We start from the raw sequence: 15,907 nt of genomic DNA on the forward strand, positions 1-15,907 counted from the left end.
GAACCCTGATCCGGCGCGAAAGTGAGCCCTCAGCGCAAGCCGTTCCGCCGCAGCACGGCGTCGATGATGATCAGCGCCGCGATGATGCCGGCGGTCGCGACGAGGAAGAGGTCCTCGACGCGGCCTTCGTGGTTGCCGATGGTCATCAGCAGCAAGACGATGATCGAGAGCACGCCCGCGATCCGCGCGGCCTTGACCGGCGTGGGCTTGTGCTGATCGGGGGAGGTCACCGGTTCGGTTCCAGCCACTGTTCGGTCCTTCCAAGCGAAGCTGACGTGCTTAGTCTGGCATGCTCCGCGCGTCCGGTAGCCTCGGGGCGGGGAAAGGGGCCTGTCGGCGGGCCCTGACGACGAGCTGAGGGAGACGGGACCGGTGCGGATCACGGGCACGGGGCACGCGAGTATGCGGATCGACACGGCGGCCGGCAGCATCCTGTGCGATCCGTGGGTGAATCCGGCGTACTTCGCCTCGTGGTTCCCGTTCCCCGACAATTCGCAGCTCGACTGGGAGTCCCTCGGCGACTGCGACTACCTCTACGTCTCCCACCTGCACCGGGACCACTTCGACGCGGCGCACCTCAAGCGGTTCGTCAAGAAGACCGCCACCGTGCTGTTGCCGGAGTACCCGACCAGTCAGCTCGAGGACGAGCTGCGCGACCTCGGCTTCACCAGCTTCCTGAAGACCAAGTCCGACGAGGTGCACGAACTCGACGGCGGGCTCAAGGTGATGATCCAGGCGCTGATCTCGCCGACCGACGGCCCGATCGGAGACTCCTCGCTGTGGGTCGAGCACGACGGCGTACGCGTCTTGAACCAGAACGACGCGCGTCCGACCGACCTCACTCGGTTCGCCGAATTGGGCCACGTGCACGCGCACATGCTCCAGTTCTCCGGGGCGATCTGGTACCCCATGGTCTACGAGCTGCCCCAGGCGGCGAAGACCGCGTTCGGCAAGCAGAAGCGTGATCGCCAGTTCGACCGCACCTGGCGATACATCAACGACCTCCACGCCGACTGGGTCTTCCCGATCGCCGGCCCGCCGTGCTTCCTCGACGACGAGTTGTGGCAGTTCAACGACATCTTCGGGGACGAGGGGAACATCTTCCCGGACCAGTCCGTCTTCATCCGCGAATATGCTGCGGTAGGCGGAACAAATGGTGTCGTTCTACTCCCCGGTTCGGTGAGCGAGCTGACGACCGACTCGTGTGCGACGACGCACCCCGTCGACGATCTGGACGAGTTCTTCGAGCAGAAGGAAGCGCACCTCAAGGCGTACCGGGACCGGCAGCAGATCGTCCTCGATCGGGAGAAGGCGAGCTGGTCGCATCCCGAGATCGACGTGCTGGCGGGGATGAAGGATCGCATCGAGCCACTGCTCGACGAGTCGGTCTACCTGGCCAAGGGCGTCGGCGGGCCGGTCCGCTTCGACCTCACCGACCCGCACGGCGAAGTCATCGAGTCGATCGTCGTCGACTTCCCGGGCAAAGAGGTCCGCCCGGCCGCCGACGAGAAGGTCCGCTACCGGTTCAAGACCGAGCGCCGTCTCATCGAGCACCTGCTCTACCTCGATGAAGGCGACTGGGTGAACTCGCTGTTCCTCTCCTGCCGCTTCTCGGCCGCCCGGATCGGGCAGTACAACGAGTTCGTCTACGCCTTCTTCAAGTGCCTGTCCGAGGAGCGCCTGCAGTACGCGGAGGGCTGGTACGAGTCCCAGCGTCCGGACGCCGAGGACATCGTGATGGGCGGCTGGCAGTTCCAGCGCCGTTGCCCCCACCTCAAGGCCGATCTCACCCGCTTCGGCATCGTCGAAGGCGACGTGCTCACCTGCCAGCTCCACGGCTGGAAGTTCAACCTCGCCAGCGGCAAGTGCCTCACCAGCGTGGGCCACGAGATTCGCTCTTCACGCGCGGAATAGTCATTTCCCGGGTCCGCGTCGGTGCGGACCGCTGCTCCCGTCGGGCACCGGCCGGGCCGCCTTGGCGGCGTCCCGGCCTGCCAGGTCCGCGCTTGTCCCACTCACGGTCCGCGTCCCGCTGCCCGCTGGGGCCGCGCGTTATCCGGGGATAACGTCGCTATTCTGCGCGCCAAAGCCGCGTTATCCCGGGATAACGCGATGATCTTGCCGCGTCGGCGGTCGCCGAGTCCGCCGAGCGTCACAGGGTGAGCTGGCGAAGCATGTCCTCGAGGTTCTGCTCGAACAGCGGCTCGGTGTCGTCGGTGGCCCACCGAAGGTGCCCGAAGATCTCCATCGTGATCGCGCCGGACAGCCGGGTCCAGCCGATGAGGAAGAAGGCCACGCCCTCGATCGGCAGCGCCTGCCGGAGCGTCTCGACGTTCGGCCCGCTGAGGGCCTCGGCCACCCCGGGGACGAGCGGCTGCGGTGGCGTGGTGCGGGCATGCCAGACGGCGGTGAAGGGTTCGAGGAAGGCCAGGGTGAACCGCATGGCGGCGTCGCCCTTGGGGTTCGATTCGACGTGGTCGTGCACCGTGCCGATGACCGGCTCACCGCAGATCAGGGCGTACTCGTGGGGATTGCGCAGGGCCCAACGGCGGTAGGCGCGGCACGCCTCGCGGAGCTGGTCGAGGGGAGTGGCGCCGTTCTCCCGGGCGGCTAGGACCTCCGTGGTGAGCGCGTCGTAGCGGTCGGCGCAGAGGTCTTCGACGAGCGCGTCGAGGCTGTCGTAGTACCGGTAGAGGGCGGCGGCGGTGAGACCCATGTCACGCGCGATCGCGCGCAGTGAGATCGAGTTCGGTCCGCCCGCCGTGAGCTGGGCCCGCGCCGCGTCGCGGATCTCCGTCTTCGTGGCTTCCCGCTGTCGTTCCCGGCGGTTCGTCGCCATGTGACACCCGTTCCCCTTGACACGAGTTAACGGCGTTGGCAAAGTAAACGGCGTTAACTCTAATAAGCAGCGCTCACAGCTTAACGCAAGCTGGAGCGAAGGGGGAGGTACGCGATGTGGGGAAGGTTCATCCAGCGATTCCGCTGGCCTGTCCTGCTCGTCGCAATCGGCGTGGTGATCGTCAGCGCGGTCTGGGGCACCGGCGTCTTCAGCAAGCTCACCGGCAGTGGTTTCGAGAATCGGGCGAGTGAGTCCTACCAGGCCACCGTCAAGATCAAAGAAGTCTTCGGGGACCAGAGCATCGATCTGATCGCGCTCTACACCGCGCCGGACGGCAAGCAGATCTCGGACTACTCCGCCGCGGTCACGAGCACGCTGACCAACCTGAAGGCGAATCCCGAGGTGTCCGAGGTCATGTGGGACCCGAGCCGGATGACCTCGACCGACGGCCACTCCACCTATGCCGCGATCCGTCTGCACGGCGACGATCAGGACGCCAAGCGCGAGATCTACGACGATCTGCGGCCGTCGCTCGACGTGCCCGGGGTGACCACCGAGGTCGGCGGTGCGATCGCGTTCCTCAAGTCGGTCAACGCGCAGACCAGTGAGGACATCGCCTTCGCCGAGACCATCTCGATGCCGATTCTGTTGCTGTTGCTGCTGTTCATCTTCCGAGGGCTGGTCGCCGCCGTCACGCCGCTGATCGTCGGGGTGATCGCCACGCTCGGCGCATTCGCCGCGGTCCGGCTCATCACTTACGCCACCGACGTCTCGGTCTTCGCGATCAACATCATCACCATCCTCGGTCTCGGCATGGCGATCGACTACGCGTTGTTCATCGTCAGCCGCTTCCGTGAAGAGCTCGCCGCCGGGCTCGACACACCCGCCGCGATCACGCGTACCCTCCAGACCGCTGGGCGCACCGTCCTGGTCTCGGGCCTCACCATCGTGCTCGCGCTTTCCTCACTGCTCGTGTTCCCCCAGGTCTTCCTGCGGTCCATGGGCTTCGGGGGGATGGCGGCCGTGGGCGTCGCCATGCTCGCGTCCCTCACCGTCCTGCCCGCGTTTCTCGCGCTCCTCGGTCCGCGCATCAACGCGGGTCGTCTCCGATTTGGTACGCGTAAAGCAGCGACCGAATCCGCGAGTGAGGAACGGGGAACCTGGGGCCGGTTGGCGCACAGTGTGATGAAGCGGCCGGTGGCGTACGCCGTCGCCGTGGCCGCGGTCCTCATCACCATCGCGTTGCCGGCGCTGCGCATCAACTTCGGCGGGTTCGACGAGCGGCTGCTGCCCCCGGATTCGACCGTACGCACGGTGAACGACCGGCTCGACTCGGGCTTCACCGGCGCCACCACGGATTACCCGATTCAGATCCTGGCGACTGGCGACGCACCGAGCTCCTATGTGGACCAGATCCGGGCGGTCGACGGAGTGACCGGCGCGAACGTCGTGGCGACCAAGGACGGGGTCACCTTGATCACGGTCGACTACGACGGCGACCCGTCCGAGGCGGCCACCCGGGACATCGTCCGGGATCTGCGCGACCTCCCGCCCCCGGCCGGTACGCATACCCAGGTGTCGGGGCGCGCCGCGATGGATCTCGACCTGCTCGACAGCCTCGGCGAGCGACTGCCCTGGGCGGCGTTGGTCATGGCGGGTGCGACGTTCCTGCTGCTGTTCCTGGCCTTCGGCTCGGTGGTGCTGCCGATCAAGGCGGTGGTGATGAACCTGATCTCCATCGGCGCGAGCTTCGGCGTGATCGTCTGGGGCTTCCAGGAGGGCCACCTGGCCGGGGCCATGGGCTTCACCAGCACCGGCTTCCTCGATCCGACCAACCTCGTGCTCATCCTGGTCATCCTGTTCGGGCTGGCCACCGACTACGAGGTGTTCCTGCTCTCCCGCATCCGGGAGGAGTGGGACGCCACCGGCGACAACACTCGGGCGGTGGCGCGGGGCGTACAGCACACGGGCGGGATCATCACCGCGGCCGCGCTGCTGCTGGCGATCGTGGTCGGCGGGTTCGCCACCGGCGAGATGGCCTTCGTGAAGATGATGGGCGTCGGCATGCTCGTCGCGATCCTCGTCGACGCGACGCTGGTCCGGATGATCCTGGTACCGGCGACGATGCGGCTGCTCGGCCGGTTCAACTGGTGGGCGCCCGGTCCGCTGGGGGCGGTCTACCGGCGGTTCGGCATCAAACACGACGCCGCCGCGGCCACCCCCGATCCCACCGGCACCCGCGAAACCGTCCTGACCCGTTGATCATGAACCCAGGGTCCCCTTTGATGGCGTGTCGCACCCTCTTTGGCCGTGATCAACCACGCGGCGGCGCCGCGTTGATCACGACCGAGGGTGCGCCGACACGCCGCCGGGTGGGACCCTGGGTTCATGATCAACGGGGTGCGGGGACGGGCGTTACCGTTGTCGGGTGATTTTCGAGACCGAGCGCCTGATCGTCCGTGAGTGGCGCGACACCCCCGACGATCTCGACCGGGTCTTCGAGATCTACCGGCACGACGAGGTCACCCGCTGGATCGGGATGGAAGAACCGCTCAAGAGCCCGGACGAGGCGCGTACGGTCATGACTCGTTGGCAGGCCCGCTACGAGAAGAACGAGCACAAGTACGGCCCGTGGGCGATGGAGATCAAGGCGAGCGGGATCGTGGCCGGAACGGTGCTGCTCGGGCCGCTCCCGGAGCCGTCCGACGGGAGCGAGGGCCGGGGCGAGATCGAGGTCGGCTGGCACCTCCATCCCGACTCCTGGGGGCACGGGTACGCGACCGAGGCCGCCCGCGGCGCACTGGAACTCGCGTTCGGCCGCTACGAGGTGCCCGAGGTGTACGCGGTGGCGTACCCCACGAACGAGCGATCGATCGCCGTCATGCAGCGGCTGGGCATGTCCCCCCGAGGATTGACTACTCGCTGGTACGGCCGGGAAGCGCAGTGTTACGTCACTCTGCCGAGGCAGCGGGCCGCATCGAATTGATCTTGAACGGGTAGACTCGTGCTTGTGAGCGAACCCCGCGCCATCGTCCTGCTCGGCTCGACCGGATCGATCGGTACGCAGGCGATCGACATCGTCCGGGCGAACCCGGATCGGTTCCGGGTGGTCGGGATCGGCGCAGGAGGCGGCAACGTGGAGTTGCTGGCCGCGCAGGCGCTGTCGCTCGAGGTCGACGTCGTCGGGGTCGCCAAGGCCAGCGCCGTTCAAGATCTGCAGCTCGCCTTCTACGCCGAGGCCGCCCGCCGGGGGTACGCCACCGGTGAGTTCAAGATCCCGAAGATCCTCGCCGGTCCGCAGGCCATGGCCGAGCTGGCCGAATGGCCCGCCGACGTCGTGCTCAACGGGGTCGTGGGTTCGCTGGGACTCGCTCCGACGCTGGCCGCTCTGCGGGCTGGTCGCGTACTCGCGCTGGCTAACAAGGAGTCGCTCGTAGCTGGTGGGCCCCTCGTGCGTGCGGTAGCCGCGAAGGGGCAGATCGTGCCCGTGGACAGCGAGCATTCCGCGCTGGCCCAGTGCCTGCTGGCGGGTGACCGGGCCGAGGTCCGCAAGCTGATCCTCACGGCGAGCGGGGGCGCGTTCCGCGACCGCCGGCGCACCGAGCTGGCCGGCGTCACCTATGAAGAGGCGCTCAAGCACCCCACCTGGGACATGGGACCGGTCGTCACGATCAACTCGGCGACCCTGGTGAACAAGGCGCTCGAAGTGATCGAGGCGCACGAGTTGTTCGACGTGAGCTACGACGACATCGAGGTCACGGTCCACCCGCAGTCGGTGATCCACTCCCTCGTCGAGTACGCGGACGGCTCGACCATCGCCCAGGCGAGCCCGCCGGACATGCACCTGCCGATCGCGCTGGCCCTCGACTGGCCGCGTCGAGTCGCTGGAGCGGCCGCGCCGGTGGACTGGACGATGGCCCACAACTGGGAGTTCCGGCCCCTCGACACCGAGGCCTTCCCCGCGATCGAGCTGGCCAAGCAGGCCGGCCGCACCGGCCGCTGCCGGCCGGCGATCTTCAACGCGGCGAACGAGGAGTGCGTCGCAGCCTTCTCACAGGGACGACTGCCATTCTTGGCGATCGTGGACACGGTCGCCGAGGTCCTCGCCGACGCACCGGAACTCGACGAACCGGGTACCGTCGAGGACGTGCTCGCCGCCGAGGAGTGGGCACGCACTCGGGCGACCGAGCTGATCGTCGGGAAGGGTTCTTGATGCTGATTCTGGGGATCGCCCTCGGCGCCTTGGCCATCCTGGTCTCGGTCTCGTTGCACGAGGCCGGGCACATGTTGACCGCCAAGATGTTCGGGATGAAGGTCACCCGCTACTTCATCGGCTTCGGCCCGACCCTGTGGTCGTTCAAGAAGGGCGAGACCGAGTACGGGATCAAGGGCATCCCGCTGGGCGGCTTCGTCAAGATCACCGGAATGACTCCGCAGGAGGAGGATGCCGACGACCCGCGGGCGATGTGGCGTTACCCGGTCTGGAAGCGGACCATCGTCATGGTCGCCGGCTCAGTGGTGCACTTCATCCTGGCGTTCCTGATCTTCTGGTTCGTCGCGGCGAACTTCGCCCTGGCCAACCCCGACAACCCCGGGCCGAACGTGGCGGACCAGACCGCCTCGCCGGCGTACCTCACGGTGGCGCCGTGCGTGCAGAAGGATCTGAACACGCCGTGCACCACGACCGACGGCCCGGCGAAGGCGGCCGGGCTGCAGGACGGCGACTTGGTGACCCAGGTCGGCACGACGACGATCACCAAGTACGGCGATCTGGTCACGGCCATCCGGGCGCTCGCTCCGGGTACGCCGACGCAGTTCACCTATGTCCGTGACGGGCAGACCCACACCACCACGGTGACCCCGGCCGAGGCCCAGCGGCCGCCGATCGACGACGACAACGGCGAAGTCAAGAAGGTCGCCGCGATCGGCGTCGGAGTCGGCTACGACCCCAGCAAGCCCAAGACCGTCGAGTACAACGCCATCGAGGCCCTGCCGGTGGCCGGCGACCAGATGAAGGCCGCCGCGACCGGCGTCGTGACCTCGATCAAGAACCTGCCCAACAAGATCCCCGGCCTGATCGACGCGATCGGGGGCGGTCAGCGCGACGCCGACAGCCCGGTCAGCGTGGTCGGTGCGAGCCGGCTCACCGGCGAAGCGATCGAACGCGGGTTCTGGGAGATCGCCCTGCTGATCATCGCGGGGCTGAACTTCTTCGTCGGCGTCTTCAACTTGTTGCCGCTGCTCCCGCTGGACGGCGGCCACATCGCGATCGCCTGGTTCGAGCGCGCGCGGTCGTGGCTGTACGCGCGGCTCGGCAAGCGTGACCCAGGTCGCGTGGACTACTACAAGCTGATGCCCCTGACGTACGCCGTAATCTTGGTGTTCGGTGCGTTCACCCTGCTGACCGTCACCGCTGACGTCGTCAATCCCATCACGATCTTCAAGTGAGAGAGCTGTGACCGCGATCAACCTCGGTATGCCGGCAACTCCTCCGCCCGCCCTAGCTCCCCGTCGCCAGAGCCGTCAGATCATGGTCGGTTCGGTGCCGGTCGGCGGTGGCGCGCCGGTCAGCGTGCAGTCCATGACGACCACGCTGACCGCCGACGTCAACGCCACCCTGCAGCAGATCGCCCAGCTCACGACGAGCGGCTGCCAGATCGTCCGGGTCGCGGTGCCCAGCCAGGACGACGTCGAGGCGCTCCCCGCGATCGCCAAGAAGTCGCAGATCCCGGTCATCGCCGACATCCACTTCCAGCCCAAATACGTGTTCGCCGCGATCGACGCGGGCTGCGCCGCCGTACGCGTGAACCCGGGCAACATCCGTCAGTTCGACGACAAGGTGAAGGAGATCGCCAAGGCGGCCTCCGACGCGGGCGTGCCGATCCGGATCGGCGTGAACGCGGGCTCCCTCGACAAGCGGCTGCTCGAGAAGTACGGCAAAGCCACCGCCGAGGCCCTGGTCGAAAGCGCGCTGTGGGAGTGCTCGCTGTTCGAGGAGCACGGCTTCCGGGACATCAAGATCAGTGTGAAGCACAACGACCCGGTCGTCATGATCCGGGCGTACCGGCAGCTGGCGGAGCAGTGCGACTATCCGCTGCACCTCGGCGTGACCGAGGCCGGACCGGCGTTCCAGGGCACGATCAAGTCGGCGGTCGCCTTCGGCGCGCTGCTCGCCGAAGGGGTCGGTGACACGATCCGGGTCTCGCTCTCGGCCCCGCCGGTCGAGGAAGTCAAGGTCGGCCACGCCATCCTGGAGTCGCTGGGGCTGAAGGAGCGCGGTCTGGAGATCGTCTCCTGCCCGTCCTGCGGCCGCGCCCAGGTCGACGTGTACACCCTGGCCGAGCAGGTCACCGCAGCTCTCGAGGGCTTCCCGGCTCCGCTGCGCGTCGCCGTCATGGGCTGCGTCGTGAACGGCCCGGGGGAGGCTCGCGAGGCCGACCTCGGAGTCGCCTCCGGCAACGGCAAGGGCCAGATCTTCGTCAAGGGTGAGGTCATCAAGACCGTGCCCGAGTCGCAGATCGTCGAGACCCTGGTGGAGGAGGCGCTGAAGCTCTCCGTCCAGATGGGCGTCGAGCTCCCCGACGAGCTCCGCGAACTCGCCGGACCGGTAGTTTCCGTCCACTGACGTCCCATGATCAGCGGAGAGATCGTGGGGTCATAGCACCGCGAAAACTCCGATGATCATGACACTCAGCGAAGAACCCCGCTCCACTCGAGCGGGGTTCTTCGCGTCGGGCTTACTCCTCCGCGAGGATCGCGTAGAGCTTCCGGCGCGTCTCGTTGAGGATCTCCAGGGCGCGGGCGCGCTGCTCCGGCGTACCGGTGGCACCCACCTGGTGCAGGGCCTGCATGATCCCGAATCCGGCCTGACGGAAGTCCTGAGCCTCGCTGACCTCGTCGGCCGTGAACTCCTGCCACGGGGCGCGGTTGGTCTCGGCCTCGGCCGCGGTGCGGCCCGCCTCGGTCAGGGCGTAGCTCTTGCGGCCGCCCGATTCGGTGACCTCGACCAGGCCTTCGTCTTCCAGCAGCTGCAGGGTCGGGTACACCGAGCCCGGTGACGGCCGCCAGACGCCGCCGGTGCGGGTCTCCAGCTCGGAGATCATCTCGTAGCCGTGCATGGGACGCTCGGCGAGCAGGCCCAGGATCGCGGCGCGGACGTTGCCACGGCGTCCTCGGCCTCGACCGCCGCCGCGGCGACCGTGCGGTCCCGGCCCGAATCCGGGGCCGAAGCCCGGCATGGGCGGGAAGCCCGGCCGGCCGCCGAAGGCGAACTGCCGGTGCTCATGGTCATGGTGCGCGTGATGCGCTTCGCGAAGTCGTTCGCGCAGTTCTCGAGGGATGCGGTTCCTCATCTCGGTTCTCCTATCGTAGTTCTATCACCGATGCGTTAACGATATATCGGAAACTGATCGCCCGCAAGTGGTCGCGCGAACCTTCGTGTTCTGGCAGGCTGGAGGGCGTGCTCACGAAGTCGGCGGTCCGGCAGCTCGGCGAAGCCGAGAGACCGGAGATAGAGCGGCTGCTCACCTCGGACCCCTACATCGCTGCTCAGGTCTGGGAGCGGATCGCCGCGCGCGGGCTCGGCTGGTGGCGCTCCGACGGCCGCATCTACGGTTACGGTCCGCGCGGCCGGCTCGAATCGATCTGCTGGCTGGGCACTCAACTCACGCCGGTCGCCGCCACGAGCGACGCGATCGTCGCGTTCGCTGACGTGCTCGGGCGCTTCGGGCGTACCTGCACCAGCATCGTCGGCCAGCGCGACCAGGTCATCGACCTCTGGGATCGGCTCACGCCCCGGTGGGGGCGGGCTCGCGACGTCCGCGCGGTGCAGCCGCTGCTGGTCGCTTCCGGTCCCGCGCCGGTTCCAGCCGATCCAGGGGTACGCCTTATGCGGGCGGACGAGATAGACGTCCTCTTCCCAGCGGCGGTCGCCATGTACACAGAGGAGGTCGGGGTTTCTCCGTTGGACGGTGGCCGGGGCTACCGACAGCGGGTCGCCGACCTCGTCAAATCCGGCCGGGCGTACGCCAAGATCGTCGACGGCCGGGTGGTGTTCAAGGCGGACCTGGCGGTCATCACTCCGCATACCGCTCAAGTGCAGGGCGTCTGGGTGGATCCGAAGTGGCGGGGGCGGGGCATCGCGACCGCCGGTATGGCGGCAGTCGTCAACGACGCGCTGCGCCGGGTCGCCCCGACCGTGAGCCTCTACGTCAACGATTACAACGTGCCCGCCCGGCGTGCGTACAAGAGTTGTGGGTTTCAGCAGGTCGCGGAGCTGGCGACGGTCCTGTTCTGAGACGGCCGGGATCGAATCGCGGCACGCCGATGCCCGCGCATTTCGTTACTTTCCGCATATGAGCGACTACGTTGCGCAACGATAGAGGGGCAAGCAGGTTACTGGCGCAGAGGTGTGTGGGCCCGATGGGGCGGATCGAGAAGAAGCTCTCCGACAGCACCACAAAGTACTACTGGTACCCCGGAGAGAAGCAGGAATGGATCCGCGCCGCAGTGTCGCTAGGTGTCGGCGTTGTCGTAGCCGCCCTGTTGATGCTGATGACCCACAACAGCGTGACCGCAGTCGTCATCGGCACCTCGGCCACTCTGGCGATGGCCGGCTTCAACTTCGGCCGTCGTGACTCCAAGGCTCTCGCCGGCTTTCCCGGCATGGTGGACAAGGCCGCTCGCCGGGCGGCGATCGGGCACACCGGCCGGGCGGCCTGGCGTGGTCTCGTGATGGGCGTCGGCAGCGCCGCGGCCGCCGTCCTCGTCATCAACCTGAGTCCCGAGGGCTGGCTCTACGACTGGCTGCTGCCGGTAGTCCCCGCCGTCGTCTGCGCGATCGCCCGGCAGATCGGGCTGGTCTGGGAGAAACTGGGCACGACGGTGGCGACCAAGGGCCCAGCCGCCGAACCTGCGAAGGCCGACCCGGCGAAGGCCGTCCCCACCGACGGGTAGCTGTGATGAAGCGCTCCCATAAAACCGGTTGGGCTGGTCGGGAACCGGTGGGAACATCCTCGGGTGGCGCTGCTCGAAGCTCATGATCTGACCAAGACCTTCCGCCGGCCCGAGAAAGATCCCGGGTTGCGCGGTTCGTTCAAGCATCTGTTCCAGCGCAAGTACAGCACCAAGACGGCGGTCGGCGGAGTCGATCTGTCCATTGAGGCCGGTGAGGCCGTCGCGTACGTGGGGCCCAACGGCGCCGGCAAGTCCACGACGATCAAGCTGCTCACCGGCATCGTCGAGCCGACCAGCGGCGAAGTACGCATCGGGGGCCTGGTCCCGCACCGCAACCGGGTCGCCAACTCCCGGCAGATCGGCGTGCTGTTCGGCCAGCGTACGCAGTTGTGGTGGGACCTGCCCGTCCGGGAATCGCTGGCTCTCCTCCGGGACATGTACGACCTCAGCCCGGATCGTTTCCGTGCTCAGTTGAAGCGTTTCGACGAAGTGCTCGGCCTGGACGAGTTGCTACCGGTGGTGGCCCGCAAGCTGTCCCTCGGCCAGCGGATGCGCGCCGATCTAGCCTGTGCGCTGCTGCACGATCCGCGGATCGTCTTCCTCGACGAACCCACCATCGGCCTCGACATCGCCGTCAAGGACCGCGTACGCGAGTTCCTCCGCCAGCTGAAGGCGGAGGGAACCACCATCATGCTGACGACGCACGACCTCGGCGACATCGAGGACACCTGCGAACGCATCGTCATCATCGACGGCGGCCGGGTCATCTACGACGGCTCGCTGGCCCAGGTGAAGGACCGGTACGCCCGCGAGCGCCGGGTGCATCTGCAATTGGGCTCGGAGCTGACCGTCACCGAGCTGGCGGACCGGTTTCCGCAGGCCACCGTAACCGCCGGGGCAGAAGGCCGCCGCGAGTTCACGATCGCCTTCGACAAGGCCGAGCTCACCGCAGGGGCCGTCCTGGCCGGCGTCGCCCAGATCGCCGAAGTGCTCGAAGTGAAGATTGACGAGCCCGCGATCGAAGACGTCGTCCGCAAGGTGTACGCCGGTGAACTCCTGCTCGCCGAGGGGAGTACGCCGTGAAGCCGTACCGGACGATGGCCCGCAACTCGATGCAGAGCACGTTCGCCTTCCGGACGGCATTCCTGATGGCGGCCGTCGCGGCGTGTTTCCAGCTTGTCGCGACCGTCGCGTTGTGGAGCGCACTGCTGTCCAACGGTGGCAGCATCGGCGGGTTCACCCTGCCGGAGATGAAGGCGTACCTGTTGATGGGGTATGTGACCGGGTGGCTCGGCAACGCGATCGGCGAGTGGGTGCTGGCCAACCGCATCCGCGACGGCCAGGTGGCGCTCGACCTGGTGAAGCCGATCGAGACCCAGAAGATGATGTTCGCGCAGACCCTGGGCGGGCTGCCGATGGAGCTCATCATGATCGTCACGGTAGGTGCCGGGTTCGTGCTGGTCGCCGGGCCGATGCCGGGCCCGAGCAACATCCCGCTGCTGATGCTGAGCCTGGTGTTCGTGATGCCGATCCGCTTCTGCATCGCGTTCCTCACGACGCAGCTCGTCTTCTGGACGCAGAACTTCCACGGTGTCTCCTGGGCTCGCAACGCCGTCGGAGCGGTGCTCTCCGGTTCGCTGGTCCCGCTGTCGCTCATGCCGACCTGGTTGCAGACGACCGCGGCGGTGCTGCCGTTCGCGAGCCTCACCTCCACCCCCGCGCTGATCTACCTCGGCAAGGTGTCGACGCCGACGGCGTACCTGCTGATCGGGGTGCAGGCGTTCTGGGTGGTGGCCCTCTGGTTCCTCGCCCGCGTGGCGTTCCGCGCGGCCTCCCGGCAGGTGACCGTTCATGGTGGCTGAAACCCTCTTCGCGGTACGCCGCAACGCCCGGCTCTATCGCCGTAGCCTGGGCGCGGTCGTCCGGGCGGTGCTGGAGTACGTCGCCGACTTCTGGATCCTCATCGCGGCCGGGATCGTCACCCAGTCCCTCGGGCTCGTCTTCCTCAGCGTCGTCATGTCCCGAGTGCCACACCTCAACGGCTGGTCGTACCCGGAGATGGTGCTGATCTACGGGCTCGCCGGGGTCAGCTCCGGGATCGTTCCGGTGCTCTCGGACGGGATCTGGCAGCTCGCCTCTTTCATCCACAATGGCCAGCTCGACTACGCGCTGACCCGGCCGGCCCCGCCGTTGATGCAGGTCATGAGCGCCTGGGTGGGCTTCAACGGGGTCGGCGACCTCGTGGCGTCGGCCGCCATGCTGACCTGGGCCCTCACCCGCGTCGACGTGCACTGGACCCCGCTGAACGTGCTGATCCTGCTGATACTGATGATCAGCGGCATCGCGCTGCGGCTCGCGATGTGCGTCGTGGCCAACACGGTGTCGTTCTGGCTGCGGATGCCGATGCCGATGTTCGCCATGACCGCGTGGCAGGTGGGCGAACTGGCCCGGTACCCGCTGGGCATCTACGGCTTCGGCCTGCGATTCCTGCTCGGGGCGGCGGCTCCGTTCGCGTTCGCCGGGTTCTTCCCGGCTGCGTGGCTCCTCGACCGCGGCGGGTACGCCTGGCTCGGCATCCTCACGCCGGTGGTGGCGGTGCTGTGGTGGATCTTCGCCGTCTGGCTCTTCCGACGCGGTCTACGCCGCTACGACAGCGCCGGCCATTAGGTTTTGGCCCTGAGAGCGGCCGCTATTTGGCCCCTGGCTGCGTTGCTTGCCCCCTTGTTGCCCCGAGGCAACGGCGGTGGCGTGCGCCTTGCCAGGAACCAAATATCGGCTGCTCTCATCCCTTGGCAGATATACAGGCAAAGAGCTAGATCAGGGATCGCGGTCGAATCTTGGTCCATGATTCGACACAGAACCCTGATCTAGCGGGAAGGGGCCGCGGGAAAGAGGCCGCGCGTAAAGGCAGCTGGGGCGCTGACGGGGTCAGGAGCGGAGGCGGGCGAAGGCGTCCACCGCGCGGGTGGTGGTCCAGTGGCGGTTGTGGGCGAACGGGCCGAACCGCTGCGGGTCGAGGGCGCGTACGTCCACTTCGGACGAGCCAGCCGTGATGAGCTCGGCGAGCGCCTTGCCGACGCCACCGGCGAGGGCCATGCCGTGCAGGCTCATCCCGGCGGCGGTCCAGAGCCCGGGGACGTCGGTCTGGCCGACGAGCGGTTCGCCGTCCGGGGTGAACGCCTCGGGGCCGCAGATCACCTTGATGATCTCGGGGAGATCGCGGACGCGGCCGGCGGCGGCGGCCACCAATTCGTCGGGCGGCCCTGGCGTGGCCTGCGTACGCGATTCGGCCAGTGGCGGCGCTCCGTTGAGCGGCCACGCCGGAACCGGAGCCGACGGGTACGCCCCCAGAATCAGTCCGCCCCCGGCACCCCGCAGGTAGAGGTTGCGATCGGGGTCGCGCACGGTCGGCAGGGTGTCCGGGTCGAGCGGGGGATCGAACGGGGCGGTGACGGCGTACTGGTGGTTGACCGGCGCGACGGGCACGGTCGCCCCGGCGGAATGACCCAGGTACGCCGACGCAGCCCCGGCCGCGAGCACGACCGTGCCGGTCTTGAAGTCGCCGTCCGACGTACGCACGCCGGCGATTCGCCGGGAGGCGACGGTCAACCCGGTGACGCGTACGCCGGTCCGGATGGTCACCCCGAGCGCGGTCGCGGCAGCGGCGAGCGCGGCCGGGAGGTCCTTCGGGCGGACGAAGCCCTCCTCGGGCACCCAGCCGACGGCTTGGACGTCCTTGTCGTTCAACGGCGGCGGCAGCGACGAAGGCGGTAGCAGCTCGACGCCCAGCGCCGTCAGGGCGGCGACCCGGGCCGGGGTGGAGGCCAGACGCAAGCCGCCGACCGGCCGCCACCCGGGGTCGAGGCCGGTCTCTTCGCGGAGCCGGGCGGCGAGATCGGGGAGGTAGCGGACTAGTGCGCGGGACGCGTCGGAGCCGCGCAGGGGCGTGACGAAGCCGGCCGAGTGCCACGTCGTTCCGTCGGTGAGCTGGTGCTGTTCGAGCAGGGTGATCTCCGTCCACCCCAGACTCGCCAGGTGGTACGCGACGGAGCAGCCGACGATGCCGCCCCCGATCACTACGGCACGGGTCTCGATCGTCACCCAGAGAGATCT

15 protein-coding genes are annotated in these 15,907 nt (G+C 67.9%); 11 read left to right on the forward strand and 4 right to left on the reverse strand.

Going from position 1 to position 15,907, the window contains the following annotated elements; genetic code table 11:
• Nucleotides 1-29: 29 nt before the first annotated feature.
• Complete coding sequence (locus tag HOV77_RS13405; RefSeq protein ID WP_290861947.1) at nt 30-248, reverse strand: DUF2631 domain-containing protein; 219 nt, start codon at nt 246-248, stop codon at nt 30-32.
• Nucleotides 249-372: 124 nt separating this feature from the next.
• On the opposite strand from HOV77_RS13405, the gene HOV77_RS13410 reads away from it, so the two are divergent.
• The gene (locus tag HOV77_RS13410) at nt 373-1,914 is read left to right on the forward strand and encodes a Rieske 2Fe-2S domain-containing protein (RefSeq protein WP_290861949.1); all 1,542 of its coding nucleotides are present in this window, start codon (nt 373-375) and stop codon (nt 1,912-1,914) included.
• A gap of 238 nt (nt 1,915-2,152) precedes the next feature.
• On the opposite strand, the gene HOV77_RS13415 is transcribed toward HOV77_RS13410, so the two are convergent.
• The gene (locus HOV77_RS13415) at nt 2,153-2,839 is read right to left on the reverse strand and encodes a TetR/AcrR family transcriptional regulator (RefSeq protein ID WP_290861951.1); all 687 of its coding nucleotides are present in this window, start codon (nt 2,837-2,839) and stop codon (nt 2,153-2,155) included.
• 114 nt (nt 2,840-2,953) lie between these two features.
• On the opposite strand from HOV77_RS13415, the gene HOV77_RS13420 reads away from it, so the two are divergent.
• From HOV77_RS13420 to ispG, 5 genes are all read left to right on the forward strand, one after another.
• Nucleotides 2,954-5,101, forward strand: a complete 2,148-nt coding sequence (locus HOV77_RS13420; protein WP_290861953.1) for an MMPL family transporter — start codon at nt 2,954-2,956, stop codon at nt 5,099-5,101.
• Between the two features lie 166 nt (nt 5,102-5,267).
• On the forward strand, nt 5,268-5,825 hold the full coding sequence (locus HOV77_RS13425; RefSeq protein WP_290861955.1) for a GNAT family N-acetyltransferase: 558 nt from the start codon (nt 5,268-5,270) through the stop codon (nt 5,823-5,825).
• A 24-nt stretch (nt 5,826-5,849) separates the two neighbouring features.
• On the forward strand, nt 5,850-7,052 hold the full coding sequence (gene dxr / locus HOV77_RS13430; RefSeq protein WP_290861957.1) for a 1-deoxy-D-xylulose-5-phosphate reductoisomerase: 1,203 nt from the start codon (nt 5,850-5,852) through the stop codon (nt 7,050-7,052).
• Entirely contained in the window at nt 7,049-8,287 is a 1,239-nt protein-coding gene (locus HOV77_RS13435; RefSeq protein ID WP_290861958.1) for a site-2 protease family protein, read from the forward strand. Before dxr ends, HOV77_RS13435 begins: the two co-directional genes overlap by 4 nt.
• Nucleotides 8,288-8,294: 7 nt before the next feature.
• On the forward strand, nt 8,295-9,464 hold the full coding sequence (ispG, locus tag HOV77_RS13440) for a flavodoxin-dependent (E)-4-hydroxy-3-methylbut-2-enyl-diphosphate synthase (RefSeq protein ID WP_290861960.1): 1,170 nt from the start codon (nt 8,295-8,297) through the stop codon (nt 9,462-9,464).
• Nucleotides 9,465-9,576: 112 nt separating this feature from the next.
• On the opposite strand, the gene HOV77_RS13445 is transcribed toward ispG, so the two are convergent.
• Nucleotides 9,577-10,077: a PadR family transcriptional regulator gene (locus HOV77_RS13445; protein ID WP_290862048.1), complete on the reverse strand. Its 501-nt coding sequence runs from the start codon at nt 10,075-10,077 to the stop codon at nt 9,577-9,579.
• Between the two features lie 221 nt (nt 10,078-10,298).
• Here HOV77_RS13445 and HOV77_RS13450 point away from each other — a divergent pair, with 221 nt between their 5' ends.
• The 5 genes from HOV77_RS13450 to HOV77_RS13470 all read left to right on the forward strand — a co-directional run bounded on the left by HOV77_RS13450 (nt 10,299) and on the right by HOV77_RS13470 (nt 14,461).
• Nucleotides 10,299-11,135 carry a DUF4081 domain-containing GNAT family N-acetyltransferase gene (locus HOV77_RS13450; protein ID WP_290861962.1) on the forward strand — a complete coding sequence of 279 codons (837 nt, stop codon included), beginning with the start codon at nt 10,299-10,301 and terminating at the stop codon, nt 11,133-11,135.
• 125 nt (nt 11,136-11,260) lie between these two features.
• Complete coding sequence (locus HOV77_RS13455; protein ID WP_290861964.1) at nt 11,261-11,794, forward strand: hypothetical protein; 534 nt, start codon at nt 11,261-11,263, stop codon at nt 11,792-11,794.
• A gap of 63 nt (nt 11,795-11,857) precedes the next feature.
• Entirely contained in the window at nt 11,858-12,877 is a 1,020-nt protein-coding gene (locus HOV77_RS13460) for an ATP-binding cassette domain-containing protein (RefSeq protein ID WP_290861966.1), read from the forward strand.
• A complete protein-coding gene (locus HOV77_RS13465) occupies nt 12,874-13,656 on the forward strand; it encodes an ABC-2 family transporter protein (RefSeq protein WP_290861968.1) in 783 nt (260 codons plus the stop codon). Before HOV77_RS13460 ends, HOV77_RS13465 begins: the two co-directional genes overlap by 4 nt.
• Nucleotides 13,646-14,461, forward strand: a complete 816-nt coding sequence (locus HOV77_RS13470; RefSeq protein WP_290861970.1) for an ABC-2 family transporter protein — start codon at nt 13,646-13,648, stop codon at nt 14,459-14,461. Before HOV77_RS13465 ends, HOV77_RS13470 begins: the two co-directional genes overlap by 11 nt.
• 261 nt (nt 14,462-14,722) lie before the next feature.
• On the opposite strand, the gene HOV77_RS13475 is transcribed toward HOV77_RS13470, so the two are convergent.
• Nucleotides 14,723-15,895, reverse strand: a complete 1,173-nt coding sequence (locus HOV77_RS13475) for an FAD-binding oxidoreductase (RefSeq protein WP_290861972.1) — start codon at nt 15,893-15,895, stop codon at nt 14,723-14,725.
• Nucleotides 15,896-15,907 lie beyond the last annotated feature (12 nt).

It is taken from the genome of Hamadaea sp. (genome assembly GCF_013362815.1).
In the GTDB taxonomy this organism is placed as follows: Bacteria; Actinomycetota; Actinomycetes; order Mycobacteriales; family Micromonosporaceae; genus Hamadaea.

Bases quoted from the DNA above. Each gene is read 5' to 3' on its own strand.
- HOV77_RS13470 (WP_290861970.1), top strand. From the start codon at position 13,646: ATGGTGGCTGAAACCCTCTTCGCGGTACGCCGCAACGCCCGGCTCTAT.
- HOV77_RS13415 (WP_290861951.1), bottom strand. From the start codon at position 2,839: ATGGCGACGAACCGCCGGGAACGACAGCGGGAAGCCACGAAGACGGAG.
- HOV77_RS13420 (WP_290861953.1), top strand. From the start codon at position 2,954: ATGTGGGGAAGGTTCATCCAGCGATTCCGCTGGCCTGTCCTGCTCGTC.
- HOV77_RS13445 (WP_290862048.1), bottom strand. From the start codon at position 10,077: ATGCCGGGCTTCGGCCCCGGATTCGGGCCGGGACCGCACGGTCGCCGC.
- HOV77_RS13455 (WP_290861964.1), top strand. From the start codon at position 11,261: ATGGGGCGGATCGAGAAGAAGCTCTCCGACAGCACCACAAAGTACTAC.